Raw genomic sequence first — 12391 nt, 5'->3', positions numbered from 1 at the left:
AAAAATATTTTGTTTTTATCTAACCTATAGATAATATTTATGTTGCACTGATTGTTATCAAAATTGCCGTTTTTATGTAGGTATTGTGTAAGGACAGAAATATGGAAATTCGTCAGCTACAGCATTTTGTCGCCGTTGCCGAAACCGGCACCATTTCAGCGGCCGCCCGGCAGCTGCATTTGGCGCAACCGGCGGTCAGCGCCAGCATCAAAAAACTGGAAAGCGAACTGAACGTGATGCTGCTGCACCGGCGTGAACGCGGCGTTGCCCTGACCGAAGCCGGCCAGCAGTTTTTGCTGCATGCCCGGCAGATTCTGCAGCAAACCGTGGATGCCAAGCACGCGATGGAAGAACTGGAAGGGCTGGTCAAGGGCGAGGCCATTATTGGTGTGCCTAACATGCTGGGCTCTTATTTTCTGCCGCCTTTGCTGATGGCCTTTAAGCATCAGTATCCGGATATCTCGCTGAATATTATCGATGCCGGTACCGGCACTATTCGTCAGGCACTGATCGATGGTGAAATGGAACTGGGCGTTATTGTGAACTCGGCCGTCAGCCCGGAACTCGACAGCGGCCAGCTGGCGCGGGAAGAGATGGTGGTGTGCATGGCTGAAGATCACCCGCTGGTCGAAAAAGAGATCATCTACTACAAAGATTTCCTTTCCTATGAGCTGGTACTGCCCAATAAAAGTTACTTCTATCAGCGTTTTCTTGACTCCATTACCGCGCGCGAAGCCATGCAGCCGAACGTGGGGTACCGCACCAACCTGTTGCCGATGATGAAGCAGTTGATCCGCCGCGGCTATGCTATTTCCACCATGTGGAAGGTGGCGATTCAGGATGACGATCAGATTGTGACGCGGCCATTTGAAGAGCCCACCTATGTTGACCTGAGTTTGGCCTGGCGCAAAGACAGCTACCTTTCACGGGCGAATCAGGTGTTTCGGGATTTTCTTCTGGATCAGGTCAAAGATGATCTGGAGTAGCCTTTTGTCGAAGCTATTTTAAGCGAAACTGATGCTATAATTTTGCCTGTTAAAGAACGGTTCCGGAGTTGTTTTGATTTCATTCAGGAAAGTCTCGGTGACCGCCAAAAACCTGCTGACTCTGCTGTTTGCGCTCAGTACCGCTACGCAGGGGCTGGCTCAGCCAAAAGAGTTTGTGCTTCACGCACCGCAGGTTGAAGGCTCACCCACCGCTATTTGGATATCTCGTACCTACGAAGAGGTGTTCCGCAGGCTGAATATTCCCCTGCGGGTTCTCTATTTGCCGCATGTTCGCGGTGCCGTCATGACAGAGGTTGGCGAGGTGGATGGCCAGTTCAATCGCTTCCATGATTACAGTGATAAATACCCGAATCAGATCCGGGTGGATGAACCCATATACAGCGTCGTGCTCACCGCTGTGGTGCCCGCGGGCAGTGACCTTCAGTTTGATAACAGCTGGCAAAGCTTCAGCGACACCGGTCTGAAAATCAATTATGTGCGCGGCATCGAAGCCGTTGAAAAGAGCCTGAAACAGCATGTGGATGCAAATTTGCTGGCTTCCGTTTCGTACATTCATGATGGATTGGTTAACCTGAAATACCAGCACAGCGATGTTTTCATTCACGGCTACACTGCCATGAAACCCTATCTGGATTCCGGCGAGTTTAAAGATCACCTGCAATTGGCCGGTACAATTGAACGAATAAATCTCTACCCCTTTGTGCATCGCAAGCACAGCGCACTGGCGCCCTCTATTGCATCAACCCTGACGCAAGTAAAAGCGGAAGGCTTGCCTATGCAATATTGCATGGAAGCATACGGGCCGGGTTCTGAACAGCTGTGCCGGGGCGTGGTTCCGCAGTAGCCGCAGCGCTGAATTAAGCGCATAAAAACAGTGTGGTGCTTGGCGCGCCTGTGTTTTTTCTTCACCTTTTCCGCGGGTGACTATAATGATCAGGTTGCAATGATTAAGTGGTCAATATGGCGCTGTTGGGTCGGCTTAACAAAACACTGTTTGCTTTGATGGGGCTTTCGCTTGTATACAGCCTGGTACTGGCCGAGCCTGCGTTCAAATCCCAACCCTTTGTTATGCAGTGTGGCCCAGCAAAGGGAACACCTCTCGCGCGCTGGATGGCGCTGGTTTACGGTGAGGCTTTCCGCCGCCTCAATATTCCGCTGCAAATATACTACTTACCAACGCTGCGCAGTTCTTTCATGGCCGAGTCCGGCTTAATCGATGGCCAGATGTATCGGGTTTATGAATACGGGCATCAGTTTCACAATCAGCTTCGGGTAGACGAGCCGGTGATCAGTATTCCAACTGCAGCCTTCGTTCGCAAAGATGAAAGCTACAGCTATTTTGGCGACTGGAGCAGCCTGGCCGGTGGCGATTTGGTTGTTGAGTATGTCCGGGGTATTGAATTGAACCAACGCAGGCTGAGCAATTTAATCGCACCAGAGAACCTTTCCAGTGTGTCTTACAGCCGCGATGGTCTGATTAATCTGAAATTCAGGAACAGCGATGTCTTTGTGCACGACATGATTGATATGTACTACTACCTGCAGCAGGATGCCTTCCGGGACCACATCGCTTTTGCTGGTGTGCTGGAAACGGTCAACCTGTACCCCTATGTGCATCGCAGACACAGTTGGCTGGCTCCGCAACTGCAAGATGTTATTGTGCAAATAAAGCAGGAAGGCCTGCTGCGGGAGTATTGCCTGCAGGCCTTTGGCGAGGGGTCGCAACCTATATGTGAGCTGGCTCAGCCACATGGACAGGATTGACCGGTAACCCTTAACCCTTCCTTAACCGATATGTGAGTAATCTGCCGCCATAAACTAGCGGAGGTAACACATGACGTCTCTTTACCGGGGGAACTTTGCACTCGCGGGCATTGCATTGCTTGCTCTGGCCGGGTGCGCCACCACACCCCAGCAAACCTATTCTGAGCTGGCGGATCAATCGCTGGAACAAACCTTCAGTTGGCAGGGCGCGCAGAACAACGCTGTTGAAGCGATGCAACTGACCGACCTAATGAACATTCCTGAACTGAATGATTTGATCGTGCAGGCGCTCGATTCAAACCCCGGTGTGCAGCAAACCCTGCTGGCCCTGAAAATGGCCTATGCCCAGCGTACGTCAACCACCAGTGACAGCAAGCCGAGTGTCACGGCCGGTTTTGATGCCTACAAAGAAGACGGTTCGGACACCACCTTTTCACCGGATGTCACCGTCAGTTGGGAAATGGATATCTGGAAGCGCCTGGCCGACAACAGCAGTGCCGCTGCCAAGGATATCGCCAGCTCTGCGGCAAGCCTGCAATCGGCCAGAGATACACTGGCGGCCGACATCATGAGAGCCTGGCTGCAGATCGCTTATCAGCAGCAGGTGGTTGAAATTCAGAGTGCACGGCTGAAGGTTCTGGATGCCAACGAAAGCATTATTCTGGAGCAGTACCGTGCTGGCCTGGGTGATTTAGACGATCTCGATACCGCCCGCACCAGCAGCGCCACAGCCCGCTCGAGCCTCGCTTCTTATTCAGAAGAGCTGGCATCCAGCAAGCGCGACCTGACTCTGCTGGTGGGCCTGCTTGGACAAGACCTGAACCTGAATATCGGTTCCGAGTTCCCGGAAGTGATGACACCATTGGCTTCGTTGCCCGAGCAAGATCTTGCCCGCCGGCCGGATTTGCAAAGCGCCTATCTCGATATTGAAGCCGAAGACTACCGCGCCAAAGCCGCCTACAAAGACATGCTGCCCAGTTTAAGCCTGTCGGCATCGGTGACGGATTCCAACACCTCGCTGGTGGAGTCGCTGTTTACCGACCCGGTGTGGAGCCTGCTCGGCTCACTCTCTGCCCCGGTGTTTAACGCCGGCAGTTTAAAAGCCAGTGCCGAAATTGCCGAGCTGACCGCGGAAAATGCCTACTGGGCCTATCAGGAAACGCTGCTCACCGCGGTGTATGAAGTTGAGGAAGCCTTAGGTCAGGAAAACTCGCTGGCGCTGCAGCAGCAACACCTGGAAGACGCGCTGAAAAATGCACAAAGCAGTTTCCAGCACTATCAGGAAAATTACCGTGAAGGGTTGGTGGATATTTCCGACCTGATCTCTTCGCAAACCAGTTTATTCGACGCGCAGGCACAGCTTGCACAAGCCAAATTTAATCGCCTCTACAATCGAATCAGCTTGGGGCTGGCTCTCGGATTAGGAGTTTAAGAAATGAAATTGAAAGTTATGCCAAACCTCATCGTTTTGATATCCATTACCTGCTTAGCCGGAGCTATAGCGATTACCTTTGGGAACCCGACTTCTGGCCCGGGCGACAAACCCGGTGCCCCACCGCTGGAACAAACCGAAACCGCACAGCCCGCGGCGGGTGCCGCTACGCAGGCTGGCCCCGGCGCACCCCAACAGCAGACAGCGGCTTCGGCAATGAATGTTTCTGTTGTGGCTGTTTCGGCTGAAAATTATCAGGCCGAGGTAAAGGGCTATGGCGAGGCGGTGGCGCATTATGCCATCAGCTATACCGCCGAAGTGAGTGGCCGTGTTGCCAGCCTGGCTGATAACTTTGAAGTGGGTCAGCGGGTGAACCAGGGTGATGTGCTGATCACGCTGGAAAACACCGCTTACCGTCAGGCCGTTGCGGAAGCGGAATCCAATTTGGCCCAGGCCGAACTGGATTTACTGGAAGAGCAGCGCACCGGTGAGCAGGCGCGACTGGAATGGCAGCGCTCTGGCCTGGAAGGCGAGCCGAATTCATCGCTGGTACTGCGCGAACCACAACTGGCCGCTGCTGAAGCGGTGGTGGAAAACGCCCGCTACAGCCTGGAAAAGGCTGAACAGGATTTAGCCAAAACCGTGATTACCGCACCCTTTGATGCACTGATTGTTGAGCGCAACGTGCAACCGGGCAGCTATGTGCAATCCGGTACCAACGTTGCTGAACTGTACAGTACCGATCGTGTAGAAATTGAAATTCCGCTTTCGGTCAGTCAGTGGCAGAACCTGCCGAAGTTAAGTAACGCAGACCTTGCGCAGCAGAAAAACCAATGGCCGGTCACACTGACCGATACCGAAGGTAAGAACAGCTGGCAAGGTTATGTCATTCGGGTAGAGCAGCATGTGGATACCACCTCGCGTCAGCGTTCTATTGTGGTGGCCGTTGAGAACCCGTTCGATCAGGAAGTGGGGCTGTTCCCCGGCACCTTTGTGCAGGCAGCGATCAGCGGCCGCACTTTGAACGATACCTGGGCATTGCCGGCATCCGCTATTTCTCAGTCCGGTGATATCTGGTATGTCGATGATCACAACCAGCTGAAAAAAGTCGCCGCCAACAAGTTGTTTGAAAAAGCCGGTACCGTCTATGTTGCGCCGATCGAAGGCCTGAGCAGTGCCCAGGTTGTGAAACGACCGCTGACCAACTATGTGGTGGGTATGCAGGTTTCCGCCAAGGTAGAGGGCTAACAGCATGAGCGAGAATCAACACCTGCCTGGCGAAGGCATTATCGGCTGGTTTGCGCGCAACTCGGTTGCCGCCAACCTGCTGCTGATTTCCACCATTATTATGGGCGTATTGTCGCTCAACGAATTGCGCAAAGAATCGTTCCCGAGTTTAGATCCGGACCGAGTCACTATCTCAGTCAGCTACGACAGTGGTGACCCGCAGCAGGCAGAAGAAGGCATCGCGCTGAAGATTGAAGAAGCGCTGGAAAGTGTCGCCGGTATTGATCGCATTACCACAACATCGAATTCTAGCGGTGCCAGCGTCATGGTGGAAAAGGAAAGTGATTACCCACTCGATGATTTGTACGATGACATTAAAACCCAAGTCGATGCCATCAATGACTTTCCCAGCGATGCCGATAACCCAATTATTTCTAAGGCTACGCGTGAAGAACATGCCATCTGGGTACAGCTGTATGGTGATGCCGATCGTGAAACCTTTCAGGATTTAGCCGAACGCATTAAATCCGATTTGCTGTCGCAATCGGCCATTCGGGATTTAGACATTAAAGCCACCGCCGACCCGGTGATCGCTGTTGAACTGGACGAAGCGAAACTACAGGCCTATGGCCTGAGCTTTTCGGATGTTTCCGATGCCATTAATGCCGAATCGAGCTCTTCCAGCTCTACCAGCCTGCGTAACAACGATAAGGTAGTGCAGCTGACGGTTTCCGAACAGGCTTATAACCAGCAGGATTTTGTGAAAATTCCATTGCTGACGCTCGACGATGGTACACAAATCTATCTCGGTGATGTCGCCAACGTCCGCGAAACCTTTGATGACGACAGCTATACCCTATCGCGCTATAACGGTCAGTCCGGCATGGCAATTGAAATCGTCATGGATGAATTTGGTGATGTGACCAATATTGTCGATCAGGCCAATGCCGTGGTGGCGCAATGGAACGCCGGCAACGCGCTGCCGGAAAACGTGGAACTGGTGACCTGGTATGACTCCAGTACGTTGATTTTGGAACGCCTGTCGCTGCTGGTGAAGAATGCGCTGTCGGGTATTGCACTGGTGTTTATCGTGCTGGCGTTGTTCCTGAATCTGCGTGTTGCTATTTGGGTGGCGGCCGGTTTGCCGTTCGTGTTTTTCGGAGCGCTGTACTTCATGACCGATTCGTTTATGGGGCTGACCATTAACGAGATGACCACCTTTGGCTTCATTATGGCGCTGGGGATTGTCGTCGACGATGCCGTGGTTGTGGGTGAAAGTATTTACAGCACCCGGCGCAGCGAAGGCGATACCATTCAGAGCACCATTCGCGGCACCCTGCGAGTCGCGGTTCCGACGCTGTTTGGTGTCTTTACCACGGTGGCGGCCTTTGTTTCGCTGTCTAACGTAGAAGGGCCGCTCGGGCAGATTTACGCTCAGTTCGGCACCATCGTGACCATCTGTTTGTTGCTTTCTATGGTGGAATCGAAACTGATTTTGCCTTCTCACCTGGCGCACGTGAATACCCATCGCGATAGCAATAGAGGCCTGTGGAATAAAATTCAACACGGCTGCGATTCAGGCCTGCAATGGTTCAGCGATAAAATCTACCGTAAGGTGATCAAGCTTGCGCTGGCGAACCGTTATGCGGTGGTGATTCTGTTCGGTGCTCTGTTTGTGCTGGTGATTGGCATGCCGTTAACCGGCAAGGTGCGCATCTCGTTCTTCCCGGATGTGGAAGGCGATACCATCAGTGGCGAGGTTTCGATGTACGCCGATGCCAGCTTTGGTCAGACAGAGTCAGCCTTGTTGCAACTGGAAAACGCGGCCATGCAGGCCGACAAAATACTGACCGAGAAATACGGCGGCAGTGAAAGTGGCATTGCCAGTATTCAGGTACTGGCCGAAAGCGACAGCAGCGGTGAGCTGGCTGTAGAGATGAGCGCCAATGCGGCTTATGGCTCCAACGAGTTAGCGAAAGAATGGACCGCACTGGCCGGTAATCCCGAAGGTGTGAAGAAGGTCTCTATTGCGGCCCGTCGCCGTATGGTTGATGCCTTTAAGGTGGAAATTAAAGCCTTTGACGATGAAACCGTCTTTGCCGTGGCCGAAGCCTTTAAAGAGATGCTGGAAAACACCGAAGGGGTCAGTGGTATTGATGACAACATGAGCCCGGGTGTGCCGCAGTACCGGTTTGAACTGAATGAGCAGGGTCGTGCCTTGGGCATTGAAACCGCCGACCTGGCCTCACAGCTGCTGCTTAATTTTGGTGGCTCTACGGTGCAAAGTTTTCAGCGCGACAGCGATGAAGTAGAGGTACAGGTGGGCTATCCGGAAGATCAGCGGCAAACGCTGGCGGATGTGATGAACGCCATGATCCGCACCGACAGTAGTGTGGCCGTTCCGTTGAGCAGCATTGCCACGGTGTATACCGACTATCAGCAATCGGACATTACCCGTATCGACGCCATGCGGGCTATTTACATCACCGCTGATGTTGATAAAGACATCATTGCGTCCAACGAACTGGTAGCCTTGTTCCAGAACACGCTGGTCCCGGAAATGCAAAACCAGTACACCAACCTGGTGATCGACTTTGCCGGTGAAGCCGAGCAACAGGCTGAGACTGCAAGTTCTATGAGTACGCTGTTTGTGCTGGCGCTGATTGCCATCTATGCACTGCTCGCTGTGCCGTTGCGCTCCTATATTCAGCCGCTGCTGATCATGATGGCCATTCCGTTTGGTGTGGTTGGTGCAATTCTGGGCCACTATTTCAATGGTCTGACGATTAGCATTCTTTCGCTGTTTGGTATTCTCGCGCTGTCTGGCGTGGTGGTGAACGACAGCCTGCTGCTGGTTTCCACCTTTAACGAGATCATGAAAGATAAAAGCACTCAGGTGAGAGATGCCATTGTCATGGCTTGTACCGGTCGCTTGCGGGCCGTACTGCTCACCTCGGTGACGACCTTCGCCGGCCTTGCACCGCTATTGCAGGAAACCTCAACCCAGGCGCAGTTTATTATTCCGGCTGCGGCGTCTTTAGGTTATGGCATTCTGTTCGCTACAATTATCACACTGGTGCTGATACCGGCACTGCTGTTGATTAATTATGAGGTGCAGACCCTGTTACGCTCGCTTGTGGCGAGGCTGACTGGGCGGAAGTTGGCGACGTCCTGAGGTTGCAGGTGTTCTAGATGCTAGATGCTAGATGCTAGGTGCTATCTCGTATCTCGTATCTCGTATCTCGTATCTAAAAAGGAAAACAAAATTGCTAAACGCTCTACTGGTTGAAGACGATGTCGATCTTGCGACGGCGGTGATCGACTATTTTGAGATGGAAGATATCAGCTGCGATCACGCTGTGAATGGTGTGATTGGGCTGAATCTGATTGAGAAAAACCGGTATCAGGTCATTGTTCTCGATCTTAATTTGCCGTTAATGAACGGTTTGAATGTGTGTAAAAAAATGCGTGAGCAGGGTATTGATACGCCGGTATTGATGCTTACGGCCATGGATACTCTGAACGATAAGTTGACTGGGTTTGATCACGGCGCAGATGACTACCTGGTGAAGCCCTTTGCCGTTGAAGAGCTGGTGGCGCGGGTGCTGGCTCTGTCCAAAAGAAAGAGCGGCCAGGTAACAAAACTGCAGGTCGCAGGCATTGAGCTGGATCTGGCCGGTGCGCAGGCCTTCCATCATGGTACGGCACTGAAAATTTCACCGACCGAATTTAAAATTCTGGAAGTACTGCTGCGGAACAGCCCAAACCCGGTTTCACGCGAGCGTATTTTTCAGGAAGTGTGGGGCGATGATCAGCCGGAAAGTAACAGCCTGAAGGTGCATATCTTTAACCTGCGCAAACAGCTGGCTAAAGCCGGCGACAAAAATATTCTGCGAACCGTACCGAATGTCGGCTTCGCCATCGGTGAGCCAATCTCTTTATGAAACCGACCCATATCCGGCCCAGTTTGCGGCTCTATTTTATTGTTGCCACCATCTTTCTGGTGACCATTATTACGCTTGCCTTTTCCGTTCTCTCTATCGAGAACCTGCATCGCGGCATTAACGTGGGCTCGGCACCAATTATGGGTCGTCTGGCCATGGTTGAAGGTGTCAGTGATGGCCATCCGGTCGAAGTTTTTGATCACGTGGTGGCAAGCCGCTGGCAGGATTTACCGGCCGACCTGCGGGAGCTGTTCAACAATGAGCCTACGCAGCATTTCCGGCAGCTGCAAAAGAAGATCATTGGCGGTGACTTGCTGTCGCATCCGGATGGTGTTGGTGTCTATTTCCGTGTTCTCACCGAAAGCGGTGAAGAGCGTTTTGTCGGTGGCCTGCATTATTTACCGGAAGAGATGAGAAATGAGTCAGTGCGCGCAACACCCGTGGCCTGGGTTATATTGCTCGCCGCCGGTTCATTATTGCTGTTTATTGGTGGCCTGCTGGTTGTGATACGTAATATTGCCCGGCCGGTAGAATCATTGAAAAACTGGGCTAAGGCGTTGGATGAAAACAGTGTAAAACAACCGACACCCGATTTTCACTACAGCGAACTGAACACACTGGCCGAGTTAGTGAACGCCAGTTTGAACTCGGCACACGATGCCTTAAGCCGCGAGCAAAAGTTTTTAGCGCACGCCAGCCATGAGCTGCGTACGCCCATCTCTGTGATTCGTGCCAATACCGATTTGCTGAAAAAACTGCAGCAAAAAGGCGTTGCTGATGAAAAACAGGTTGAGGTGTTAAGCCGAATTGATCGTGCCGGTAAAACCATGACCAACCTGACCGAAACACTGCTCTGGTTAAGCCGCGACAACGATAACCTGCCCGCCAGTGAAACCATTGAACTCGATCAGGTGGTGACCGGCTTGGTTGCCGATTTAAATTATCTGCTCGATAAAAAACCGGTTGAGCTGGTGGTGAAAACGGAACCCTTCACCATCAATCTGGCGTTTGTACCGTGCCAGATTGTGGTGGGTAATCTGATTCGTAATGCCTATCAGCATACTGTCAGTGGTCAGGTTGAGGTGCTGCAGACGGCCGGGAAAATTACCATCGTCAATACCAGCGAGGAAGATGTCATCGATTCCGGTGATTTAGGTTTTGGTCTGGGGCTGCGTTTAACCCGTGAGCTGGCCGAGCGCTATGGCTGGAAGTACAGTGACAGGGTCGAGAGCAAGCGCTACGAGGCCTGCATCGAGTTTTAGACGCGGCTAGGTCTCAACCCGGTTTTTGCCATTGTGTTTGGCTTTGTAGAGCAGCTGGTCGGCACGGGCCAGCGCTTGTTCCAGCGTTTCGCTGTGGCTAACTTCCACCGCGCCAATACTGGCGGTCATCGATTTAATCGGTAAATCGCAGGTTTGTTTGCTGAGGTCTTCCAGTATTCGCCTGGCCACTTCCTCGGCCCGGTTGAGGCTGGTATCGAGCAGTAGAATGGCAAACTCTTCACCACCCAAACGGCCCACCAGGTCTTCTTCACGAACAGATTTTTTGCACAGCTTGGCAAAGCAGATTAATGCCTGATCGCCGACACTGTGGCCATACTGGTCGTTAATCTTCTTGAAGAAATCGATATCCAGCATCAGCAGCGACAGCGTTTTACCGTAGCGGCGCATGATGTTGATTTCACGGTTTGCCTGCTCAAAAAAGTGGCGGCGGTTGGAGGCACCGGTGAGTGCGTCTTCACGGCTCAGCCGTATCAGCTCCTGCTCCATGGCTTTGCGTTGGGTGATGTCTTTGAGCACCCAAATGACACCCTTGGTCAGGTCGGCAGGCTGGGTGGTATCTAATGCCCGGCCGGAAATTGTGGCCCACAGTATTTTTCCGTTGCGCGATTTAAACTGATAGTCCACTTCGCGCACATCGTTGCTGGTCAGTATGGCATGGTATTGAGCGCCGAATTTATAAAACGATTCATCGTCTGTATGAAAGTCTTTGGCGGAGCGGCCGACCCAGTCTTCCGGTGATTCACCGCCGAACATATCGACAAAGGTTTGGTTGGTTTTTTTAATGATGCGGTCACCAATGGTGAACACAATGGCAACGTTGGCGTAGTTGAATATCACCTCCAGCTCACGAAACGCCTGCTCCAGTTTGACTTCTGTCGCCTTCAGATCGCTGATGTCGTGAATAATCCAGACAATACCCTTGCTCAGGTCGGGCGGGTTTGCCTTGCTGATCGGGCTGCCGGATACCTTAAGCCAGGCTTTGCTGCCATCCTTTTTGTAAAAGGAAAACTCTTCTGTTAAGCCGGTCGCTGGAACCTTTCCATGCGTATAGAGCTGGTCAAATTTTTCCTGCTTCTCTTTAGAAACATGAATTGTCGTTAACGGAATACCGATGATTTCTTCGGCCCTGTCAAAGCCAAGTATGTGTGCTGATTTATCGTTCGCCTGTTTGATCGTTCTGCTGCCATCGATGACCACGATACCGGCAAGCTGGTTAGCATAAATTGAGGCCAGCTTGTCCGATGAATTCTGACGTTGTCTTTCCAGTTCATTCAGGCCGGTTAAGTCTCGCACGGTGGTAACGCGCAGCTCCTGACCGGGAATGCTGACATTGGTGCCTTGTATCAGCCCTTGAAAGTGGGTGCCGTCATTCTTTATCAGTTCCAGAATATAGGGTGCGGTGGTTTTGCTTCTGGCATTCTCGGTGGCGATGTGCCGGTGCTCCGGTGCAATCAGAAAGGAGCTGTCAGTGCCGATAAAATCTTCGGCGCGATACTGGAACAGCTTGGCTGCCGCCTCGTTGGCATCCAGGCACTGCAGATTGCTATCGAATATAAAGATCGCTTCCAATGAATGATCAGAAATAATATTCGAAAAATCAGCGGGTAGGTTTTCCGTTGGCCGGGTATCTGTCGTCATTATATTCGCTGGCGTGATGGGCTAGAGGTCGCAGGGCCTTCAGGCTTCTGACTGCAGTTATTGTCAGCTTAGCTGCAAGTTTGCATAACGCCATCG

At 52.2% G+C, this 12391-nt stretch carries 9 protein-coding genes; 8 read left to right on the top strand and 1 reads right to left on the bottom strand.

Annotation, left to right across the window (positions count from 1 at the left end):
• The first annotated feature begins 101 nt into the window (after window positions 1–101).
• From BCF53_RS04125 to BCF53_RS04090, 8 genes are all read left to right on the top strand, one after another.
• A complete protein-coding gene (locus BCF53_RS04125; protein ID WP_132700193.1) occupies window positions 102–986 on the top strand; it encodes a LysR family transcriptional regulator in 885 nt (294 codons plus the stop codon).
• 97 nt (window positions 987–1083) lie between these two features.
• The gene (locus BCF53_RS04120) at window positions 1084–1851 is read left to right on the top strand and encodes a hypothetical protein (RefSeq protein WP_165901802.1); all 768 of its coding nucleotides are present in this window, start codon (window positions 1084–1086) and stop codon (window positions 1849–1851) included.
• A gap of 116 nt (window positions 1852–1967) precedes the next feature.
• Window positions 1968–2771, top strand: coding sequence for a type 2 periplasmic-binding domain-containing protein (locus BCF53_RS04115; RefSeq protein ID WP_132700189.1), 804 nt, complete (start codon window positions 1968–1970; stop codon window positions 2769–2771).
• Between the two features lie 70 nt (window positions 2772–2841).
• Window positions 2842–4203 (top strand): TolC family protein, encoded by a 1362-nt coding sequence (locus BCF53_RS04110; RefSeq protein WP_132700187.1) that lies wholly within the window; start codon window positions 2842–2844, stop codon window positions 4201–4203.
• A gap of 3 nt (window positions 4204–4206) precedes the next feature.
• The gene (locus tag BCF53_RS04105; RefSeq protein ID WP_132700185.1) at window positions 4207–5451 is read left to right on the top strand and encodes an efflux RND transporter periplasmic adaptor subunit; all 1245 of its coding nucleotides are present in this window, start codon (window positions 4207–4209) and stop codon (window positions 5449–5451) included.
• Between the two features lie 4 nt (window positions 5452–5455).
• On the top strand, window positions 5456–8605 hold the full coding sequence (locus tag BCF53_RS04100; protein ID WP_132700183.1) for an efflux RND transporter permease subunit: 3150 nt from the start codon (window positions 5456–5458) through the stop codon (window positions 8603–8605).
• 91 nt (window positions 8606–8696) lie between these two features.
• Window positions 8697–9374: a response regulator transcription factor gene (locus tag BCF53_RS04095; protein ID WP_132700181.1), complete on the top strand. Its 678-nt coding sequence runs from the start codon at window positions 8697–8699 to the stop codon at window positions 9372–9374.
• Window positions 9371–10636, top strand: coding sequence for a sensor histidine kinase (locus BCF53_RS04090; protein ID WP_132700179.1), 1266 nt, complete (start codon window positions 9371–9373; stop codon window positions 10634–10636). The genes BCF53_RS04095 and BCF53_RS04090 overlap by 4 nt, the downstream gene beginning before the upstream one ends.
• Window positions 10637–10642: 6 nt before the next feature.
• Here the strand turns inward: BCF53_RS04090 and BCF53_RS04085 are convergent, their stop codons facing one another.
• The gene (locus tag BCF53_RS04085) at window positions 10643–12295 is read right to left on the bottom strand and encodes a sensor domain-containing diguanylate cyclase (protein ID WP_132700177.1); all 1653 of its coding nucleotides are present in this window, start codon (window positions 12293–12295) and stop codon (window positions 10643–10645) included.
• Between the last annotated feature and the right edge of the window lie 96 nt (window positions 12296–12391).

The organism is Reinekea marinisedimentorum, from assembly GCF_004341165.1.
In the GTDB taxonomy this organism is placed as follows: domain Bacteria; phylum Pseudomonadota; class Gammaproteobacteria; order Pseudomonadales; family Natronospirillaceae; genus Reinekea; species Reinekea marinisedimentorum.
Note: the sequence above shows the minus strand (reverse complement) of the source record. Positions and strands in the feature narration are given on the sequence as shown.